This window comes from Actinomycetota bacterium, from assembly GCA_016700055.1.
GTDB lineage: Bacteria > Actinomycetota > Acidimicrobiia > Acidimicrobiales > Ilumatobacteraceae > Kalu-18.
Map to the genome: position 1 here is coordinate 2796342 of CP064997.1, position 19641 is coordinate 2815982.

The window sequence follows — 19641 nt, forward strand, 5'->3', positions numbered from 1 at the left end:
CCCGTCGTCGGCCCTACGGTTCTTGGTCGTGCGCCTCGCCACGTGGAACGTCAACTCGTTGAAGGCCCGTCTGCCGCGGGTCGAGGCGTGGCTCGCCGAGGTGCAGCCCGACGTGGTGTGCCTGCAGGAGACCAAGCTCGCCGACGCGGCCTTCCCGGCACTCAGCTTCCAGGCGATGGGGTATGCCACCGCCCACTTCGGGGAAGGGCGCTGGAACGGGGTCGCGATCTTGTCCAGGGTGGGCCTCGACGACGTGGTGACCAACTTTGCGCCCGGTGTCGAGCCCGATCACGAGGCCCGCATCCTCTCCGCCACGTGTGCCGGCATCCGGGTGAGCACCGTGTACGTGCCCAACGGCCGGGTCGTGGACCACGACCACTACCGGTACAAGCTGAGCTGGCTCGCGCGTTTGCACGACCACGTCGCCGCGGCGAGCACACCGGGCGACGCGGTGCTGGTGGCCGGCGACTTCAACATCGCCCCCGACGATCGCGACGTGTACGACCCGGCTGCCTTCGTCGACGCGACCCATGTCAGCCCTCCCGAACGGGCGGCGCTCGCCCATGTGGAGCAGTGGGGTCTCGTCGACCTGTTCCGCCTGCAGCACGACGACGCTGGGCTGTACTCGTGGTGGGATTACCGAGCCGGTGACTTCCACCAGGGCCGGGGGATGCGCATCGACCTGGTGTTCGGCTCCCGCCCGGTGGCCGACCGCACCCGTTGGGCGGTCATCGACCGCAATGCCCGCAAGGGCCAGCAACCGAGCGACCATGCACCGGTCGTGGTCGATCTCGACGACTGAGCAAGAAGGAGCATCGATGGAGGAAATCGTTGGCGCGGACCGACCGATCGACGCCCGCCACCGCCTGGCGGCGGCGACGCGGACGATCATCGACGAACTGGTGCGCTCGACCGCGCCCGACGCCGAGCTCGAGGCTGCCGCGACGCTCGTCGAGCAGGCCATCGCGGGCCTGGCCGGGCGCGCCCACGGGCGCAACTACGAAGGCGCGGCGGAGGGCTCGCTCGCCAGGCTCGCTACTCTCGGCCGGCGCAGCAGGAGTCTCGAGGAGTCACACGGCTTCGTCGAGTTCAGCCCGTTCATGGGGCTCCTGAACCCGCTGGCGCCGCCGCTCGAACTGCGGGTCGGCACCGCCGAGGTGGTCGCCACCGCCACCTACGGCTCGGCCTACGAGGGCCCTCCTGGATGCCTGCACGGCGGGTTCATCGCCGCCGGCTTCGACGAGGTGCTCGGCTTCGCGCAAGCCCTGTCGGGCCAGACCGGGATGACGGGCCGGCTCGAGGTGAGCTATCGCTCGCCGACGCCGCTGCACCGGGAGGTGCGCTACGTCGGGCGTTACGAGCGCACCGAAGGCCGCAAGGTGTTCACCCATGCCACGTTGAGTGCGGGCGACACGCTGTGCGCCGAGGCCTCCGGGGTGTTCATCGCCATCAAGCCGGGTGTGTTCGAGCGGCTGCTGCAGATGCGTCTCGGCGAAGCTCAGCCCGAGGAGGCGTCCGGCGGCGCGGAGGCGTCGCCGGCCTGAGCGGCCTGAGCGGGCTCGGGCTCAACCTCGGCTGCGGTCTGGGCGGCGGCGGCGAGCACTTCGAGCATGCGCGGGCCGAACCGGTTCGCCATCATCTGGCCGACGCCGGACACGGCGGCGAGCTCGTCGACGTTCGTCGGGCGGCGCGTGGCCACGGCGGCCAGCACGGCGTCGGGTAGCACCAGCACCGGGTCGATGCCCGCAACCCGCGCCGCCGATTGTCGCCACTTGGCGAGTGCCTCGAGCCTCGGGTCGGGCGCCTTGCGCTCGGCGCGCAGGCTTGGCGGCGGAGCGGTGATGGCGTTCGCTTCGTCATGGGTCGTAAGGCCGTGCAGGTACGGGCTCGGCTCGCGGGGGTGACCGTCGCGCGACGCGGCCCACGTGATCACCGCTTGGTCGGCAGCCCTGGTGATCGCCACGTACGCGAGCCGTGCCTCCTCGGCGCGCTGGACGTTGGTGGTGGCCGACCCGTGGGGGAGCAGGCCGGCCTCGGCCCCGCACACCACCACGCTCGCCCACTCGCGGCCCTTCGCCGCATGGAACGTGCACAGCTCCACGGCGTCGCCCTCGACGTCGGTGAACGGCGACGTCGTGCGTACCCAACCGGCGAACGCCCGCCCGTCACCACCGCCGTCCTCCAGGAACTCGATCACGGCGGCGGCCACCCGCCGGCGGTCCGCGGCCGCAGAATCCTCACCCGCGGTCTTGTGGCGGTGGTCAGCGCCCGGGCCTGGCGACGTCGCGTCGAGGGGTGTGTGGAGCACGTCGTGCGCCCAGGCCGAGAGCCGGTGCGCGCTCGGTTGCGCGGCGGCGTCGGCGACGGCGTCGGCGACGCCCGGGGTCAGGCGGCGGCTGCCGAGTCGGGCGGGGATGGCGCGCCGGGCGAGCTCGTCGAGGATCGGTGGTAGCTGGGCGTTGGTGCGGGCGAGCACCGCCACCGACGACCACCGCCCCCCGGTCGGCGCATGTCGCGGACGAGCCGCGCGACGCTGGCAGCCTCCTCGCGTTCGTCGGCGAGGCCGACGACCCGAACGGCTGCGCCCTCCGGGCGCGACGAGTGCAGTGGTGGGGGAGGTGTGGCGTGGGCGAGAACCCGGCGTCCCGCGGCGACGATCTCGGGGGTGCAGCGGTAGTTCGTGTTCAGCCGGACGATCTCCACCCCGGGGAACCGCTCGCCGACGTCGACGAGCAGAGTCGGGTCGGAGCCGGTGAAGCCGTAGATCGCCTGGGCGGGGTCGCCGACGATGGTCAGGTCGTCGCGGCCGGCGCGCCACAGCTCGAGCAGGCGGGCCTGCAGGGGGTTCAGGTCCTGGGCCTCGTCCACGTACAGGTGGCGCACTCGCCAGCGCAGCGCCTCGGCGAACTCGCGGTCCTGTGCGGCGGCCTCGTGGAGGAGCGAGAGCAGGTCGTCGAGGTCGACGATGCCGCGTCGGCGCTTCAGCTGCTCGTAGTCGGCGTAGGCACGGGCGACGACAGCCGGAGGGGCCGAGCAGCGCCGGCGGGCGGACTTCGCCGCCTCGACGAACTGGTCGGCAGGCACGAGGCGTGCCCTTGCCCAGTCGATCTCCGCCGACACGTCGGCGGGACGGCTGGTGGTGCGGGCGCTCAACACCTCGGCGACGAGGCGCGCGCGGTCGTTGACGACGGTCGGCGGCGGGCGGTTGCTGTCGGCCCAGTGTTGGCGGAGGAAGCCCAGGGCCATGGCGTGGAAGGTGCCGGCCGCGACGGTGTCACGCAGGCCGAGCGTGCGCAGCCGGCGGCGCAGCTCTCCTGCCGCTTGGCGGGTGAACGTGAGCACCATCGTGTGCTGCGCGTCGGCGAGCCCGGTGGCCACGCGATGCGCAACGCGCCTGGTGAGCACGGACGTCTTGCCCGAACCGGCCCCGGCGATGACGGCGAGCAGAGGCGACGGGGTGGTGACGGCCGCGGCCTGCGCCGCGTCGAGCCCCCTCGTGATCGCGTCGACGTCCATCGGCTCGGCACCCTAGGCGCGAGATGTGTTCCGGCTGCCCGCCTGCCGCTCGGTACAGTGCCGCCCATGCCTTACCCGAGGAAGCTGCTGAACGACTACGAGTCGGTGGTGCTCGACCTGCACCCCCACTGGTGGTACTTCGCCGAGGCCGCCCTCGCCCTCGCCCTCGCGATCGTCTTGTCGATCGTCGCCGTGGTCTTCTGGGACCCGCCGTCGTGGGTGAAGTGGGTACTCCTCGCGTTCATCGTGGTCTCGGCGATCGCGCTCGCCATCCGGTACATCAAGTGGGCGACGACGAACTTCGTCGTCACCACCCACCGGATCATCTTCCGCGAGGGGTTGCTCTCCAAGACCGGTATCGAGATCCCCCTTCAGCGCGTCAACAACGTCTTGTTCCACCAGGGCCCGTTCGAGCGGATGATCGGCGCCGGCGACCTGTTGATCGAGTCCGCGGGCGAGACCGGCCAGCAGCAGTTCACCGACGTGCGCGGCCCGGCCCGGGTGCAGAACCTGATCAACGCGCAGATGGAGATGAAGGAGCGGCGCGATGAGGGCGGCGGCGGGTCGGCCGGCACCGACGTCGCCTCGCAGCTCGAGAAGCTCGAGGGGCTGCGCGACCGCGGCAGCCTCACGCCAGAGGAGTTCGAGGCGCAGAAGCGCCGCCTGCTCGGGCTCGGCTGACGCGACCAGGCGGGCGGCCCATCGGCATGCGGGTCGTCAGCCTCGTCCCTTCCGCCACAGAGACGCTGCTCGCGTGGGGTGTCGACGTCGTCGGGTGTACGCGCTTCTGCGACCAGCCCGGCATCGCCCGCGTCGGGGGCACGAAGAACCCCGACATCGCGCAGATCGTCGCGCTGGCACCCGAGCTCGTCGTGCTCGACGAGGAGGAGAACCGCCGTGAGGACGCCGTGGCGCTGGAGGAGCGTGGTCTGCACCTGCACGTGACGGCGGTGCACGGCATCGACGGCCTCGGTGAGCAGCTGTCCGAGCTCGCCTCCGCGGCCGGGGCCGCAACCCCGCACGATCTCGACTCTCTTGCGTCGCCGGGCCCGGCGACCGGGGAAGCGCCGCGGCGGGCATTCGTGCCGATCTGGCGTCGGCCGTGGATGAGCATCTCCGCCGACACCTACGGCGGCGCGTTGCTGCATCGCTGCGGGATCGAGCTGGTGACGGCTAACGCGCCGCAGCGCTACCCGGCGGTGGAGCTCGCCGACATCGGTGCCGCAGCTCCGGACCTGGTGTTGCTGCCGAGCGAGCCGTACGTGTTCGAGGTCGCCCACGAGACCGAGCTGGCGGAGGTGCTGGCGGGCGTGCCGATCATGCGGATCGACGGCCGCGATCTCTTCTGGTGGGGCGTGCGTACCCCGGCAGCGCTTGCCCGGATCGCGCGAGCCCTCAGGGAAGCCCCGCGTGCCCGACCGCGACCCGCGCGGTGAGCACGTGGCCGCTCCTCGCCTGACTGGCGAGTGTGGCGACCGAGCTCGCCGCGGTGCACATGTAGAGGGTCTTGCCGTCGGGGCCGCCCAGCATGCACGCGAAGCACGGTTGGTCGGTGACGATCACCTCGAGCACCTCGCCGCCCTCGGCGACCAGCACGCATTCGGGCGCGAGTGGGTTGGCGACCCACACGTTGCCGTTGGCGTCGAGGCAGATGCCGTCGGGCACGCGGGTGTCGAGATCGGCCCAGACCCTTCGGTTGGACAGCGAGCCGTCGGTGGCGATGTCGAACGCCGTCAGCCGGAAGCCGAGCGTCTCGGCGAGGATCATCGTCGACCCGTCGGGGGTGATCACCATCCCGTTCGGGAAGTGAAGGTCGGTGGCAGCGACGTGGACGGAGCCGTCGGGGTCGACACGGGCGAGCGCCGCGGTGGCGTGATCGGCGATGACGTGCTCGACGCCCTTCGTGGTCATCGCCTCGTCGAGATCGAAGCCGAAGTTGCCGACATAGGCACGACCCGAGCCGTCGACGACCATGTCGTTCGTGTGGAATGTGGCAACGCCCGAGAGGTCGGCGTGCTCGACGGGGCCTTCGGCCTCGATCCGCAGCAGCCGCCGGTCGGTCATGCTGACGAGCAGCAGGTGGCCGTCGGGCAACCACCCGAGGCCGGAGGGCATGCCGGGCACCTCGACCATCACCTCGACGTGGCCGTGCTCGTCGATGGTCTTCACGGCATGGTCGTAGAAGTCCGACAACCACAGCTTGCCGTCGTGCCAGCGAGGACCCTCGCCGAAGTAGAGGCCGTCGGTCAGCAGCGTCGCCTCGGGCATTTGCCACGTCCTTCCCGCGGGTCTCCCACGCTCGGATACGCGGGGAAACATAGGCGATCGCCACGCGGGGCGACGTCATCGCCCCGCGGCGGATACGGGTCCTAGCCGAGCCCGAGCGTGGCGCTGAAGCGCTCCAGGGCGTCGATGTCGAACGGCGGCCGCAGCGCGAGGTTGATCTGCCCGGCGCCGGCGTCGACGTAGCCGGCGATGCGCTCGAGCACCTCGTCGTCGGAGCCGGTCAGCACCCCGCCCCTCACCACGTCGGCGAGCAGGCCGAACTGGCGCTGCAGGCTCTCCTCGGTCCAGGCGATCCCGACGTTGACGCTGCGGCGGATCTCGCCCGGGTCGCGCCCGACGTCGGCGCAGTGGCGGTCGAGCACCTCGTTCTTCGCCGCGAACTGCTCCGGGCTGACGAAGGGCACGTTCCACCCGTCGGCGAAGCGGGCGGCGATGCGTAGCGTCCGCTTCTCGCCCGTGCCGCCCACCCAGATGGGCAGTGCGGCCTGCACCGGGCGAGGCTCGTTGCGGGCCTCGCGCATGGTGAACCACTCACCGGCGAACGAGGTGGTCTCGTCGCGGAGCAGCCCGCGCACGCACTCCGCGGCCTCTTCCAGCTGGTCCATCCGCGTCTTCACCGTCGGGAAGTCGATCCCGTAGGCGTTGTACTCGACCTCGGCCCAGCCGGCGCCGAGCCCGAGGTCGGCGCGGCCCCCCGACAGGTGGTCGATCGTCGTGATCAGCTTGGCCAGTACGGCTGGATGGCGGTAGCCGATCGAGTAGACGAGCGAGCCGACGCGCACCCGGGATGTCTCGCAGGCGAGCGCCGCGTGGAGCGCGACGGCCTCGAAGCACGTCGCGTCGTCGGGCCTGCCGGTGGCTCCGTAGAAGTGGTCCCAGATCGATATCCAGCCGAAGCCGAGGTCCTCCGCCTTGCGCCAGACGGCGCGCAGGTCGTCGATGGTGCAGTGCTGCGGGCCGGTGTGCACACCGAACGTCGTCGAGGAGAAGCGGGCGGACGCCATGGGGCCCGAACGTAGCCGAGGAGTGGCTCCGGGTTGACCGGCGAGGCGGGACCCGGTGAGACTCGCCCGATGCCTCGCGCCACGCTGAACGGGGGGATCGAGCTCGAGTACGACGTCGTCGGCTCGGCCGATGGGACCCCACTGCTCCTAGTGATGGGCTTCACCGCCCAACTCATCGCCTGGCAGGACGGGTTCTGCGAACAGCTCGCCAAACACGGCTTCCGCGTGATCCGCTTCGACAACCGTGACTGCGGGCTGTCCACCAAGTTCGACGGCGTGTCGGTCGACATCGGGCTCGTGCTCGAAGCCGCGCTCGGCGGCCAGCCGGACAAGCTCCCGCAACTGCCGTACACGCTCTCGGACATGGCCGCCGACGCGGTCGGCCTGCTCGACCACCTCGGGATCGACCGCGCGCACATCGCCGGCGCGTCGATGGGCGGGATGATCGTCCAGCAGATGGCGATCGAGCACCCGACGCGAGTGCGTTCGATGACTTCGATCATGTCGACGACCGGCGAGCCCGGTTTCGGGTCGCCCATGCCAGAGGCCGCTCAGGTGCTGCTCGCTCCGCCACCCGAGGGCCGTGACGACTACGTCGAATCGAGCGTCAAGTACTCGGTGTGGCAGTCGAAGCGGTGGTTCGACCCGGTCGAGGTGAAGGCCCTCGCCGCGCGCAGCTACGACCGCTCCTTCTACCCGGAGGGCGCCCAGCGCCAGCTGGGGGCGATCTACGCGACCGGCAGCCGCGCCGCCGGTCTGGCCAAGCTCGAGGTGCCGACGCTCGTCATCCACGGCCGCGACGACACCCTCATCGCGCCCTCCGGCGGCGAACGCACCGCCGAGCTGGTGCCGCGGTCCTCGTTGCTGATGCTCGCCGACATGGGCCACGACATCCCCCAGCCACTGTGGCCGACGGTCACCGGCGCCATCGCAGCACACGCGAAGCTCGCCGACGCCTGATTGCTGCGCCGCAGCTACGAACCCGACCGAGGAGAACGAGACATGCCCGGACCGCTGAGCGGCTACCGAGTGATCGAGATGGCGGGCATCGGCCCCGGGCCGTTCGCGGCGATGATGCTCGCCGACATGGGCGCCGAGGTGATCCGCGTCGAGCGCACCCAGGCGGTGCGCGGCCCGGCACCGGATACGCCGGGCTTCGACGTGATGCAGCGCGGCCGGCGCAACATCGCGCTCGATCTGAAGCATCCTGACGGGGTCGCCACCCTGTTGCGGCTGGTCGAGTCTGCCGACGCCCTGATCGAGGGCTTCCGCCCCGGCGTGATGGAACGCCTCGGCGTCGGTCCGAACGACTGTCTCGGGCGCAATCCGAAGCTTGTCTACGGGCGGATGACGGGCTGGGGCCAGAGCGGGATGTACGCGCACGCGGCCGGCCACGACATCAACTACATCTCTCTCGCGGGTGCCCTCGCCCACTTCGCGAGGGCCGGTGAGGCTCCGGTACCGCCGCTCAACATGGTCGGCGATTTCGGTGGTGGCGGCATGTTCCTCGCCTACGGAGTGGTGTGCGCGCTGCTCGAGGCGGGGCGCAGCGGGCAGGGGCAGGTGGTCGACACGGCGATGGTCGACGGCGCCGCCGTGCTGATGACCATGTTCTGGGCGTTCAAGTCGTTCGGCCTGTTCGACGAGAACGCCCCGGGCACCAACCTGCTCGACACCGGCGCCCACTTCTACGACGTCTACCGCTGTGCCGACGGCCGCTACATCTCGCTCGGTTCGATCGAGCCCCAGTTCTACGCTGAGCTGCTGCGCCTGACCGGCCTCGACGCCGACCCGGCGTTCGCGAAGCAGATGGACAAGGCGGCCTGGCCGCAGCTGAAGGTGCGGATGGCCGAGTTGTTCGCGCAGAAGTCGTGCGACGAATGGTGCGCGATCATGGAAGCGACCGACGTGTGCTTCGCCCCGGTGCTGACGATGAGCGAGGCCGCCGCCCATCCGCACAACGTCGAGCGCGAGACGTTCGTCGAGATCGGGGGCGTCACTCAGCCCCGCCCGGCACCCCGGTTCAGCCGTACCGCTGCCGAGGTGTCGAGCCCGCCGGCGCACCCCGGCCAGCACACGCGCGAGGTGCTGGTCGACTGGGGGCTGACCGACGCCGAGGTGACGGCGCTGGTCGAAGCCGGCGCGGTCAAGGACGCCTGAAGCGCCGATGGGCACCCTCGTCTGCTTCCACGCCCACCCCGACGACGAGTCGATCCAGACGGGCGGCACGATCGCGCGGGCCGCGGCGCAGGGTTGCCGGGTGGTGCTGGTGGTGGCCACCGACGGCGAGCACGGCGAGGTTCCCGACGACCTCGGTCCGGCCGAGACCCTCGTCGAGCGCCGGTGTGCCGAGACGATGTGCTCAGCGGCCGAGCTCGGGGTGGCGCGAGTCGTGTGGCTCGGCTACGGCGACAGCGGCATGACCGGGTGGGACCAGAACGAGCACCCGGGCAGCTTCCTGCAGGCACCGGTCGAGGAGGCCGCGGCCCGGTTGGCGGAGGTCTTGCGTGAGGAGTCCGCCGACGTGCTGACGATCTACGACTGGCACGGCGGTTACGGCCATCCGGACCACATCCAGGTGCATCGCGTCGGGCGGCGCGCGGCAGAACTGGCCGGCACACCGCGGGTGCTCGAAGCGACGATGAACCGCACCCGGGTCGCCGAGATGTTCCTCGCCGCCCGTGAGACCGGCACCGCCTTCCCAGAGATCGAGGGCGAGGACGAGTGGGACCCCGAGGGACCGGCCGACGACGGCAACCCGTTCGGCACGCCCCAGCACGAGATCACCCTCGCCGTCGACGTGACCGCGTTCGTGGCGCAGAAGCGGGCCTCGATGGCCTGTCACCGCAGCCAGATCACCGACACCAGCTTCTTCCTGCAGATGCCCGACGAGATCTTCGCCGGCGCTTTCGGGACGGAGTGGTACATCGAGCCCGGCGTCGAGGCGGACGGACCCCGGGCCGGCTGGATCTTCGGCTGACGAGCACGCTGTGACCCGCCTCTACCTCGTCCGCCACGGTCGGGCCGCCGCCGGATGGGACTCGGACCCCGACCCGCCGCTCGACGACCTCGGCCGGGTCCAGGCCGGGGAGGCCTGCGACACCCTGAGCCCGCTCGGTCCGCTCGCGGTGATCACCAGCCCGCTGCGGCGATGCCAAGAGACCGCCGCCCCGCTCGCGCACGCCTGGACGACGCCCGCCGTCGTCGACGACGCGGTCGCCGAGATCCCCTCGCCGGAGGGGGTGGCGATGGCCGAACGGGTGGTATGGCTGCAGGCGGCGATGGCGGGCACCTGGCAGGCGCTCGGGCCGCGCTACACGCACTTCCGCGACGGTGTTCTGCGCCGGCTGCTCGCGTGCGCAGCCGACACCGTCGTCTTCTCCCACTTCGTCGCGATCAACGCCGCGATCGGTGCCGCGCTCGGCGACGACCGGCTCGTGATCAAGCGCCTCGACAACTGCTCGATCACCGTCGTCGACGTGGTCGGGCCCGAGCTGGTGCTCGTCGAGCCCGGCCGGGAAGCCGACACCTTGATCCGCTGACGGGCCACAATGGGGCCATGTCCCGCTCTGCCAAGGCCGTCGCGCTCGCTGCACTATCGGCGGTGACCCTCCTCGCCGTCTCGGCCTGCGGGGGCGACGACTCGACCGGAGACAGCACACTCGCCCCCGAGCCACCTACGTCGGCGGCGCCGCAGACGACCCTGCCGACGAGTACGACCGGCTCGCCGACGACGACCTCCACGTCGAGCTCCACGTCCACGTCCACCACCTCGACGTCGTCGACCACCACCGTCGCCCCGACGACGACCACGGCCGCTCCCGGCGCGGCGCTCACGTTGTCGGCCACAGGGATCGGCGACGCCGCGTTCGGTGTCGACCCCGAGCCGGTCATCGAGTACATGACCGGCGTCCTCGGCCCGCCCACCGCGGACAGCGGCTGGATCGACCCGTTCAGCCCGTTCGGCACCTGCCCCGGCACGACCGTGAGGGGCGTGAACTGGAACGAGCTGCTGCTGCTGTTCGGCGACGAGAGCGAGGAGTCCTCGGGCGGCCGGCTGCACTTCTTCGCGTACGTCTACGGACCGCCGCTCGGCGCCACGCCCGTTCCCGACGGCCTCGTCACTGCGGAAGGCATCGGACTCGGCTCGTCGGTGGAGCAGCTCCAGGCCGCGGTTCCTGGCGTCCAGCTCTTCGCCGACGACGTGTTCGGGTCGGGCTTCATCATCGAGGAGCGCCTCAGCGGCAACCTCACCAACACGACACCGACGGGCGTCGTCACCTCCGTCTTCGGCGGCATCGGTTGCGGGGAATGACCGCCCGGTAGGCTCGCCGCGCTCATGTCCGCGCTGGCAATGCTCGATCTTCACTCGTCGTGGGCGTGGTTCGTCGTCATCTCCAACGGCCTCGCCGGGCTGTGGGCGCTGGCCGCCCACCGCTTCCGCTCGCTGCGCAGCCGAGCCCTGTGGTGGTTCACGCTCGTCGCCGAGCTCACGATCCTCGTGCAGGTGGTGCTCGGCGTGCTGCTCGTCAACCGGTACAAGCTGCAGTTCCCCGAGTTCCACGCGTTCTACGGGTTCGTGGGCATCATCGCCGCGGCGATCATCTACAGCTACCGCAACCAGATGCAGCACCGCCTGTACCTGTTGTACGGGTTCGGCGGACTGTTCTTGATGGGCCTTGGCATACGGGCGATGCTCGTCGGCCAGGCCTGAAGGCCCCGGCGGGGCTGTTCAGCCGAGCTTGGTCTCGAGGGTGTCGAGGGCGACACCGAGCTGCGCGGGGACCTTGCCGCCGAACTGGGCGTAGTGCGCGCGCACCTGGGGGATGGCGTCGCGCCAGCCCGCGACGTCGACGGACAAGATCGCGTCGAGGTCGGCAGGGTCGACGTCGAGTCCCTCGGTGTCGAGCGAATCCCTGGTCGGCAAATACCCGATCGGGGTGTCGACGCAATCGGCTTCGCCGTCGACACGCTCGAAGACCCACTTCAGCACGCGGCTGTTCTCGCCGAAGCCCGGCCACAGGAAGCGGCCGTCGTCGTCGCGCCGGAACCAGTTGACGAAGAACAGCTTGGGCAGCTTGGCGGCGTCGGTCGCCTTGCCGATCGTCAGCCAGTGGGCGAAGTAGTCGGCCATGTTGTAGCCGCAGAAGGGCAGCATCGCCATCGGGTCGAAGCGCAGCTTGCCGACCGCCCCGGCCTGCGCGGCCGTGGTCTCCGAAGCCATGATCGAGCCGAGGAACACGCCGTGCTCCCAGTCGTATGCCTGCGTGACGAGGGGCATCGTCGTGCGCCGCCGCCCGCCGAAGAGGATCGCCGAGATCGGCACGCCGGCGGGGTCTTCCCATTCGGGAGCCATCGACGGGCACTGCGCGGCCGGCGCGGTGAAGCGGGCGTTCGGGTGTGCAGCCGGTGTGTCGGCCGCGGGCGTCCACTCATTGCCGCGCCAGTCGGTGGCGCTTGCCGGCGGCGTGTCGGTCATGCCCTCCCACCACACGTCGAGGTCGGCAGTCAATGCGGTGTTGGTGTAGATGGAGTTCCCCCAGAGGGTCTTCATCGCATTGGCGTTGGTGTCGTAGCCGGTGCCCGGGGCGACCCCGAAGAAGCCGGCCTCCGGGTTGATCGCGTAGAGGCGGCCGTCGTCTCCGAACTTCATCCAGCAGATGTCGTCGCCCACCGTCTCGGCCTTCCAGCCCGGGATCGTCGGCACGAGCATCGCGAGGTTCGTCTTGCCGCACGCGGAGGGGAAGGCGCCGGCGATGTACTTCGCCTCGCCGGCAGGGTTGGTGAGCTTCAGGATCAACATGTGCTCGGCAAGCCAGCCGGCGTCACGGGCCATCACCGACGCGATGCGCAGCGCGAAGCACTTCTTGCCGAGCAGCGCATTGCCGCCGTATCCGGAACCGAAGCTCCAGATCTCGCGGGTCTCGGGGAAGTGCACGATGTACTTGTTGTCGGGGTTGCAGGGCCACGCGACGTCGGCCTCGCCGGGCTGCAAGGGGGCCCCGACCGAGTGGATGCAGGGCACCCAATCGCCGTCGCCGAGCACGTCGAGCGCGCCCTGACCCATCCTGGTCATGATCCGCATGCTGACCGCGACGTACGCCGAGTCGGTCAGCTGCACCCCGATGTGGGCGATCGGTGAGCCGAGCGGGCCCATCGAGAACGGCACCACGTACATCGTGCGGCCGCGCATCGCGCCGGTGTAGAGGCGCTTCATCTCGTCGCGCATCTCGGCGGGGTCGCGCCAGTTGTTGTTCGGGCCGGCCTCGGCCTCGTCGACCGAGCAGATGTACGTGCGGTCCTCGACGCGGGCGACGTCGCCGGGGTCGGAGTGCGCCCAGTAGCTGTTCGGTCGCTTGGCCTCGTCCAGCTCGGTGAACGTGCCGCCGTCGACGAGTTGCTGGGCGAGGCGGTCGTACTCGTCGGCCGAACCGTCGCACCAGTACACGTCGGTGGGTCCCAAGATGTCGGCCCAGTCGCTGACCCACTGCCGAAGGCGTTGGTTGGTGGTTGTACCGCTCATCGCTCGGACCTTCTTCCTGTGTTCGGTCGACGCCACGCTGCGCCGACTTGGAAATCAGTGACCGGGGGTCTTCATATCGACCTCGGAGCCGAGGCGCAGCCGCGTGGCGCGGCCGTCGGCGTCGATGTCGAAGATCACCCGCTGACCCTGGCGCACCATGCGGAAGATGCTGCCTGCGAGCGCGTCGGGGGCAAGCTCGTACTCGCTCAGATCGGTGTCGGTGATGACGACCCCGATGCGGGTGCCCGGGTCGTAGGACTTGATGATCCCCTGCATGGCGTCGTCGGACCCTCGCTCGCTAGCGGCCGGCCTTCACGATCTTGCCGGCCTTGATGCAGCCGGTGCACACGTACATCCGCTTCGGGGCGCCGCCGACGAGGGCACGCACACGCTGGATGTTCGGGTTCCAGCGACGCTTCGTGCGCCGGTGGGAGTGGGAGACGGACATGCCCCAGGACGGGTGCTTGCCGCACACTTCGCACACTGCTGCCATGACGAGATCTTTCCGGGTGAGCCGTGCGGGTGGAGATCCCGCCTGGACGACGAAGGCTACCAGCGGACACGCCAACTACCCAAGCGTCGACGGGCGATGCATCGTCACTACAGTGCGGCCCGTGGCCCTGCCCGACCGTCCCGCCGAGGTCTTCGACGCGGACCTCTTGCGCCAGACGGTCATCACCTATCGCGACGCGATGCAGGCTCACGCGGCCGGCATCAACCGGCTCAACGTGTACCCGGTGCCCGACGGGGACACCGGCACGAACATGGCGCGCACGCTCGACGCAGTCGTCGCCGAGCTGGAGAAGGCCGCGCCCGACCTGGGGCCGACGTGTCACGCGATCAGCCATGGCTCCCTGATGGGGGCGCGGGGCAACTCCGGGGTCATCCTCAGCCAGATCCTGCGGGGGCTGACGAGCACGCTGGCCGACGCGAAGTCGGCCACGGCCTCGAAGCTGGCCGATGCCCTGTCGGCCGCTGCGGCCGCCGCCTACAAGGCCGTGCTGAAGCCGATCGAAGGCACCATCTTGACCGTCGCGCGCGAATCCGCCGAGGCCGCGCGGGCGAGCGCGGCGGGGGGCGCGAGCCTCACCGAGATGTTGCGGGCGGCCCGCACGGCGGGTCGAAAGGCGCTCGACAACACCCCCGAGCTGCTGTCGGTCCTGAAAGACGCCGGGGTCGTCGACGCAGGCGGCGCGGGATACCTGCTGCTGCTCGACTCGGCGTTGCACGTGCTCGACGGAGAACCGATGCCCGAACCGGACGCATCGGCCGGCCCCAGCCCCGCCCAGCTCGAGGCGGCCGCGCACCGCCACCACGACGCCACCGGGCTCGAGCTCGACGTATCCGAGCTGCGCTACGAGGTGATGTACTTCCTCGACCTCGACGACGAGCGGATCGAGGAGTTCAAGGAAGGCTGGGGCGCGATCGGCGACTCGATCGTGGTCGTCGGTGGCGAGGGGTTCTGGAACTGCCACGTCCACACGAACGACGTCGGCGCGGCGATCGAGGTCGCGCTCGATCTCGAAGGCCGGCCGCGCAAGATCCGGGTGACCGACCTGTTCGAAGAGGTGGAGCACGAGCACGCCTCACGGGAGGCCGAGCTGCACGGGGTGCCTCCGTTCGCCGGCCCGGGCGCGGGGCTGCCGCCTGTCGTCACCGCGGTGGTCGCGGTGTGCAGCGGTGAGGGGCTGGCCGAGCTGTTCGGCCAGCTCGGCGTGCAGGGCGTCGTCACCGGTGGTCAGACGATGAACCCGTCCACCGCCGAGCTGCTCGACGCGGTGGCCCACGTCAACGCCGGCCAGGTGATCTTGCTGCCGAACAACAAGAACATCATCCCCGTCGCCGACCAGGTCGACGCGCTGTCCGACAAGCACGTCCTCGTCGTCCCGACCCGATCCATGCCCGAGGCGCTCGCCGCGCTCGTCGTGTACGACCCCGAGGGCAGCGCCGAGGCCAACCAGGAAGGCATGATCTCGGCCATCGAGTCCGTCGGCACGGGCGAGGTCACGCAGGCGGTGCGCGACTCTTCGAGCGACGGCACCGCGGTGAGGGCGGGGGACTGGATCGGGCTGGTGCGCGGTGAGGGCATCGTCGCCGTCGCCTCCGACCCCGTCGCCGTGTCGACGACGTTGCTCGCCGAGCTGATCCGCCCGGCGAGTGAGATCGTCACCGTCATCGAGGGCGCCGACGCGCAACGCTCCGCCAGCGACGCCATCGAGGAGTGGCTCTCCACGCACTACCCCGATCTCGTCGTCGAGCGCCACCGCGGCGGGCAGCCGCTCTACCCGTACCTGTTCGGGGTGGAGTGACCGCCGCTGGCATCACCTTCCCCGAGCTGGCGGAGATCCCGCTCTCCCGGCTGGCCAAGGTGGGCACCGGCAAGCGCCTCGCTTCGTTCGAGAAGTTCGGCATCACGAACGTGCTCGAACTGTTGATGCACTACCCGCGGCGCTGGGTCGACCGCACCCGTGAGGCCACCGTCGAGGCCGCCGCGGACGGCACCGAGGCGCTCGTCGTCGGCGAGATCCGTTCGGTGAGTGCGCCGCCGAGGCGCGGCCGGGCGCCAGGGCGGGTGGTGGCCACGATCGGTGACGGCACCGGACGGATGTCGCTCGTGTTCTTCAACCAGCCGTGGCGTGAGCGCCAGCTGCAGCCCGGGCTGGTCGTGGCCGTGTTCGGTCGGGTCGGCCGCTTCCAGGGGGTGAAGCAGATGGCCAACCCCACAGTCGACGTGCTCGGCGACCCGCACGAGCGGCCGCGCCCGATCGTGCCGATCTACCCGCAGAGCGAGAAGGTCGATCTCGCTTCTTGGGCCGTACTGCAAGCGGTCGACGAGGCGCTCGCGCGCTGTCGTGGGCGCGGTGTGCACGACCCCGTACCCGGCGCGGTGCTCGCCGGCTTCGGCCTGGTCGATCGGCACAGCGCGCTGACCGGCATCCACGTCCCGGAGTCGATGGCGGAGAAGGAGGCTGCCCGGCGCAGGCTGGCCTTCGACGAGCTGCTGCGCGTGCAGCTGGTGCTCGTGGTGCGCAAACGGGCGATCGAGCGCAACTCGACCGGCATCCGCCACGACGTAGGGGGAGCGCAGGTGCGCCGCTTCCACGAAGCGTTCGGCCATCCCCTCACCGGTGACCAGGCCCGGGTCATCGCGGAGATCGAAGCCGACCTCGCCGGACCCCAGCCGATGCACAGGCTGCTCCAGGGCGACGTCGGATCGGGCAAGACGGTCGTCGCCGTGTCGGCGCTGCTCGTCGCGGTGCAGGGCGAGCACCAGGGCGCGCTGATGGCGCCCACCGAGGTGCTCGCCGAGCAGCACTTCGCCGGCGTGCGGGAGCTGCTCCGCGACGTGACCGTGCCGTCGCCAGCCAGCTTGTTCGGCAACCGGCCGCTGCGCGTCGAGCTGCTCACCAACCGCGTCACCGGCGTGGAGCGGCGCGAGATCCTGAGCGGGCTCGCCGACGGCTCGGTCGACCTGGTGATCGGCACGCATGCACTCATCCAAGAAGGCGTCGAGTTCCACAGCCTCGGCGTGGTCGTGATCGACGAGCAGCACCGCTTCGGGGTGGAACAGCGTGCCGCGCTGCGTTCGAAGGGTGCCAAGACGGCCGGCAGCGTGCCCGACGTGCTGGTGATGACCGCCACCCCGATCCCGCGCACGGCGGCGATGACCGTTTACGGCGACCTCGACGTGAGCGTGCTGCGCGAGAAGCCGCCCGGGCGCACGCCGGTGCGCACCGAGTGGGTCAACGGCCCGCTGATCGAGCAGATGATGTGGGCGGAGGTGCGCAGCGAGGTGGTCGACTCCGGCCGCCAGGCGTACGTGGTGTGCCCGCTGATCGAGGAGAGCGAGAAGCTGGAGGTGTCCTCGGCGCAGGAGACGTACGACCGGCTCTCCGCCGGCGAGCTCGCCGGACTCCGCCTCGGCCTGCTGCACGGACGGCTCTCGTCGGCGGAGAAGGAGTCCGTCATGGGCCGGTTCCGCCAAGGTGATCTCGACGTGCTCGTGGCGACGACGGTGATCGAGGTGGGCGTCGACGTGCCCAACGCGACGGCGATGGTGATCCTCGACGCCGACCGCTTCGGCATCGCCCAGCTCCATCAGCTCCGGGGGCGCGTGGGGCGGGGGGCGGCGGTGTCGAGGTGCTGGCTGGTGACGCCCGAGCGCGAGGAGCCGAGCGCGAGGGTCGAGGCGGTGGTCGGCACCGACGACGGCTTCGAGCTGGCCGAGGTCGACCTCGACCTGCGCGGCGAGGGGACGCTGATGAGCACGGCCCAGAAGGGACGCAGCGATCTGAAGCTCGCGTCATTGCGCCGTGACCGCGAGCTGGTCGGCCTCGCGCGCGATGCCGCGTTCGCGATCGTCGACGCCGACCCCACCCTGGCCGCCCACCAGGACTTGCGTGAGGAGCTCGAGCTGCTGCTCAGCCCGGAAGACGAAGAGTTCCTCTTCAAGAGCTAGTCGAGGTCGTCGGGCAGGACGAGGTCCCAGCGGTCGAGGCAGTCGCGGCAGCGGTACGTGACGATGTCACCGGGCCACCAGGTGCCGTCCTCGCGCGGGTACGAGGTGAGCCGTGCCGGCCCGCCGCAGTCGACGCAGACGATCTCGGGCTCGGGCACCACCATTGGTCCAGTCTGGCCCGTACGCTCCAGCGCATGCGCGTGGTGGCCGGAACGCTCCGAGGCCGGCGCATCCTGGCCCCCGAGGGCAGGGCGACGCGGCCGACCACCGACAAGGTGCGCGAGGCCGTCTTCAATGCGCTCAGCAGCCTGGGACTGGTCGAGGATGCGGCGGTTGCCGACCTGTACGCCGGCTGCGGGGCACTCGGCATCGAGGCGCTCTCGCGCGGCGCGGCCACGTGTGTGTTCGTCGAGCGCGACCGCGACGCGCTCACGATGCTGCGGACGAACCTCGCCAACCTCGGCCTCACCGAGCGGGCCAGAGTGGTGCCCGGTGACGTCGGCGCGCTCGCCGGCACGCTCGCCGGCCTCGACCTGGTGCTTGCCGACCCGCCGTACGGCTTCACCGGATGGGACGGCCTGCTCGGGCGCCTCAGCGCTCCGTTCGTCGTCGCCGAGAGCGACGAAGAGGTGGTCGGCCCCGACGGCTGGGAGGCCGTGCGCTCCCGCCGGTACGGCCGCACATGGGTCACCTTCCTCCAGCGAGTACCGTGACGGCCCGCACCATGTCCACCGCAGCCTTGTACCCCGGCAGCTTCGATCCGTTCCATCTCGGTCATCTCGACGTCGTCGAGCAGGCGGCCGAGCTCTTCGGCGAGGTCGTCGTCGTCGCCATGCACAACCCCGCCAAGCCGAGCGGGCTCTACCCGCTCGCCGCGCGGCTGGCGATGATCCGCGAAAGCACGGCCCACGTCGCCGGTGTCCGCGTCGAGTCGTTCACCGGCCTCGCCGTCGATGCCGCGCGCGAGTTCGGGGCGGACTTCATCGTGAAGGGCTTGCGCACCTCGGGCGACTTCGAGGTGGAGCAGCAGATGGCGCACACCAACCACTCCGTCAGCGGAGTGCGCACTGTGTACGTGCCGTGCAGGCCGGACCTCTCGTTCATCAGCAGTCGGTTCATCAGGGAGATCAGCCAGTACGGTGGCGACGTGGCCCATCTAGTGCCTGCCGCCGTGGCGAAGCATCTCTCCCGTGCCTCTTCTGCCGAAGGGCAGTCCCGATGAGCTACGACGGCTACGACGGTTACGACGACGACGACGACGCCACCCTGCACGAGCACCCCGGCAACGGTGACCTGCGCCGGGGGCGCAACGACCCCCAAGAGGGCGGGCAGTACATCGGCGACGCCGAGACTCTGCTGCGGCGCGCGGTCGACATCGTCGCCACGGCGCCCAACATGCCGTTGTCGTCGACGCCGCGCATCGACCGCGACGAGATCATCGAGCTGCTCGAAGAGGCGCTGCACCGGCTGCCCGACGAGCTCCGCCAGGCCCGGTGGATGCTGAAGGAGCGCCAGGACTTCGTCGCGAAGACTCGTCGCGAAGCCGACGAGCTGCTCGATGCGGCCCGGGTCCAGGCCGAGCGGATGGTGCAGCGCACCGAGGTGGTCCGCGCCGCCGAGCAGCGCGCCCGGGCGATCATCGACGCCGCCGAGACCGACTCGCGCCGGCTGCGCCACGAGACCGAGGACTTCTTGGATCAGCGGCTCGGCAGCTTCGAGATCCTGCTCGACAAGCTGCAGAAGACCGTCTCCGCCGGCCGCCACCGGCTCTCGATCGGCGCGCAGCAGGCAGAACCCGAAGACGCCGAGGAAGATCCGACGAAGGGTTTCTTCGACCAGGACCGCTGAGGCTC

General features: G+C 70.6%; 23 protein-coding genes. 15 read left to right on the forward strand and 8 right to left on the reverse strand.

Features of this window, described 5'->3' with window-relative positions; genetic code table 11:
• The first annotated feature begins 28 nt into the window (after window positions 1-28).
• Both xth and IPM43_13510 read left to right on the forward strand, forming a co-directional pair.
• The gene (gene xth / locus IPM43_13505) at window positions 29-802 is read left to right on the forward strand and encodes an exodeoxyribonuclease III (GenBank protein ID QQS24409.1); all 774 of its coding nucleotides are present in this window, start codon (window positions 29-31) and stop codon (window positions 800-802) included.
• Window positions 803-818: 16 nt separating this feature from the next.
• On the forward strand, window positions 819-1544 hold the full coding sequence (locus IPM43_13510) for a PaaI family thioesterase (protein ID QQS24410.1): 726 nt from the start codon (window positions 819-821) through the stop codon (window positions 1542-1544).
• Here the strand turns inward: IPM43_13510 and IPM43_13515 are convergent.
• Both IPM43_13515 and IPM43_13520 read right to left on the reverse strand, forming a co-directional pair.
• The gene (locus IPM43_13515; GenBank protein ID QQS24411.1) at window positions 1499-2482 is read right to left on the reverse strand and encodes an ATP-dependent DNA helicase UvrD2; all 984 of its coding nucleotides are present in this window, start codon (window positions 2480-2482) and stop codon (window positions 1499-1501) included. The genes IPM43_13510 and IPM43_13515 overlap by 46 nt on opposite strands.
• A complete protein-coding gene (locus tag IPM43_13520; GenBank protein ID QQS24412.1) occupies window positions 2386-3516 on the reverse strand; it encodes an ATP-dependent helicase in 1131 nt (376 codons plus the stop codon). The genes IPM43_13515 and IPM43_13520 overlap by 97 nt, the downstream gene beginning before the upstream one ends.
• A 66-nt stretch (window positions 3517-3582) precedes the next feature.
• Here IPM43_13520 and IPM43_13525 point away from each other — a divergent pair, with 66 nt between their 5' ends.
• On the forward strand, window positions 3583-4197 hold the full coding sequence (locus tag IPM43_13525) for a PH domain-containing protein (GenBank protein ID QQS24413.1): 615 nt from the start codon (window positions 3583-3585) through the stop codon (window positions 4195-4197).
• 26 nt (window positions 4198-4223) lie between these two features.
• Window positions 4224-4952 carry a cobalamin-binding protein gene (locus tag IPM43_13530; protein ID QQS24414.1) on the forward strand — a complete coding sequence of 243 codons (729 nt, stop codon included), beginning with the start codon at window positions 4224-4226 and terminating at the stop codon, window positions 4950-4952.
• Here IPM43_13530 and IPM43_13535 read toward each other — a convergent pair.
• Both IPM43_13535 and IPM43_13540 read right to left on the reverse strand, forming a co-directional pair.
• Entirely contained in the window at window positions 4912-5784 is an 873-nt protein-coding gene (locus IPM43_13535; GenBank protein ID QQS24415.1) for an SMP-30/gluconolactonase/LRE family protein, read from the reverse strand. The genes IPM43_13530 and IPM43_13535 overlap by 41 nt on opposite strands.
• A gap of 101 nt (window positions 5785-5885) precedes the next feature.
• A complete protein-coding gene (locus IPM43_13540; GenBank protein QQS24416.1) occupies window positions 5886-6806 on the reverse strand; it encodes a TIGR03560 family F420-dependent LLM class oxidoreductase in 921 nt (306 codons plus the stop codon).
• Between the two features lie 69 nt (window positions 6807-6875).
• On the opposite strand from IPM43_13540, the gene IPM43_13545 reads away from it, so the two are divergent.
• From IPM43_13545 to IPM43_13570, 6 genes are read left to right on the forward strand one after another with little or no spacing between them, the layout of a single operon-like run.
• Window positions 6876-7766: an alpha/beta hydrolase gene (locus tag IPM43_13545; GenBank protein QQS24417.1), complete on the forward strand. Its 891-nt coding sequence runs from the start codon at window positions 6876-6878 to the stop codon at window positions 7764-7766.
• Between the two features lie 42 nt (window positions 7767-7808).
• Window positions 7809-8966, forward strand: a complete 1158-nt coding sequence (locus tag IPM43_13550; GenBank protein ID QQS24418.1) for a CoA transferase — start codon at window positions 7809-7811, stop codon at window positions 8964-8966.
• Between the two features lie 7 nt (window positions 8967-8973).
• Entirely contained in the window at window positions 8974-9786 is an 813-nt protein-coding gene (locus IPM43_13555; GenBank protein ID QQS24419.1) for a PIG-L family deacetylase, read from the forward strand.
• A 10-nt stretch (window positions 9787-9796) separates the two neighbouring features.
• Complete coding sequence (locus IPM43_13560) at window positions 9797-10348, forward strand: histidine phosphatase family protein (protein ID QQS24420.1); 552 nt, start codon at window positions 9797-9799, stop codon at window positions 10346-10348.
• 17 nt (window positions 10349-10365) lie between these two features.
• Window positions 10366-11121, forward strand: coding sequence for a hypothetical protein (locus IPM43_13565; GenBank protein ID QQS24421.1), 756 nt, complete (start codon window positions 10366-10368; stop codon window positions 11119-11121).
• A gap of 24 nt (window positions 11122-11145) precedes the next feature.
• On the forward strand, window positions 11146-11520 hold the full coding sequence (locus tag IPM43_13570) for a hypothetical protein (protein ID QQS24422.1): 375 nt from the start codon (window positions 11146-11148) through the stop codon (window positions 11518-11520).
• 18 nt (window positions 11521-11538) lie between these two features.
• On the opposite strand, the gene IPM43_13575 is transcribed toward IPM43_13570, so the two are convergent.
• The 3 genes from IPM43_13575 to IPM43_13585 are packed head-to-tail and all read right to left on the reverse strand — an operon-like array spanning window position 11539 to window position 13822.
• On the reverse strand, window positions 11539-13329 hold the full coding sequence (locus IPM43_13575; GenBank protein ID QQS24423.1) for a phosphoenolpyruvate carboxykinase (GTP): 1791 nt from the start codon (window positions 13327-13329) through the stop codon (window positions 11539-11541).
• A 54-nt stretch (window positions 13330-13383) separates the two neighbouring features.
• Window positions 13384-13605 (reverse strand): hypothetical protein, encoded by a 222-nt coding sequence (locus IPM43_13580; protein ID QQS24424.1) that lies wholly within the window; start codon window positions 13603-13605, stop codon window positions 13384-13386.
• A 22-nt stretch (window positions 13606-13627) separates the two neighbouring features.
• Complete coding sequence (locus tag IPM43_13585) at window positions 13628-13822, reverse strand: 50S ribosomal protein L28 (GenBank protein ID QQS24425.1); 195 nt, start codon at window positions 13820-13822, stop codon at window positions 13628-13630.
• Between the two features lie 121 nt (window positions 13823-13943).
• On the opposite strand from IPM43_13585, the gene IPM43_13590 reads away from it, so the two are divergent.
• Together IPM43_13590 and recG are read left to right on the forward strand one after the other, a co-directional pair.
• Entirely contained in the window at window positions 13944-15638 is a 1695-nt protein-coding gene (locus IPM43_13590) for a DAK2 domain-containing protein (GenBank protein ID QQS24426.1), read from the forward strand.
• Entirely contained in the window at window positions 15635-17788 is a 2154-nt protein-coding gene (gene recG / locus IPM43_13595; GenBank protein QQS24427.1) for an ATP-dependent DNA helicase RecG, read from the forward strand. The genes IPM43_13590 and recG overlap by 4 nt, the downstream gene beginning before the upstream one ends.
• Here the strand turns inward: recG and IPM43_13600 are convergent.
• Window positions 17785-17952, reverse strand: coding sequence for a hypothetical protein (locus tag IPM43_13600; GenBank protein ID QQS24428.1), 168 nt, complete (start codon window positions 17950-17952; stop codon window positions 17785-17787). The two genes, recG and IPM43_13600, sit on opposite strands and share 4 nt — an antisense overlap.
• 30 nt (window positions 17953-17982) lie before the next feature.
• On the opposite strand from IPM43_13600, the gene rsmD reads away from it, so the two are divergent.
• The 3 genes from rsmD to IPM43_13615 are packed head-to-tail and all read left to right on the forward strand — an operon-like array spanning window position 17983 to window position 19636.
• Window positions 17983-18501 (forward strand): 16S rRNA (guanine(966)-N(2))-methyltransferase RsmD, encoded by a 519-nt coding sequence (gene rsmD, locus IPM43_13605; GenBank protein ID QQS24429.1) that lies wholly within the window; start codon window positions 17983-17985, stop codon window positions 18499-18501.
• Between the two features lie 11 nt (window positions 18502-18512).
• Complete coding sequence (gene coaD / locus IPM43_13610; GenBank protein ID QQS24430.1) at window positions 18513-19010, forward strand: pantetheine-phosphate adenylyltransferase; 498 nt, start codon at window positions 18513-18515, stop codon at window positions 19008-19010.
• On the forward strand, window positions 19007-19636 hold the full coding sequence (locus IPM43_13615; GenBank protein QQS24431.1) for a hypothetical protein: 630 nt from the start codon (window positions 19007-19009) through the stop codon (window positions 19634-19636). Before coaD ends, IPM43_13615 begins: the two co-directional genes overlap by 4 nt.
• The last annotated feature ends 5 nt before the right edge of the window (window positions 19637-19641 follow it).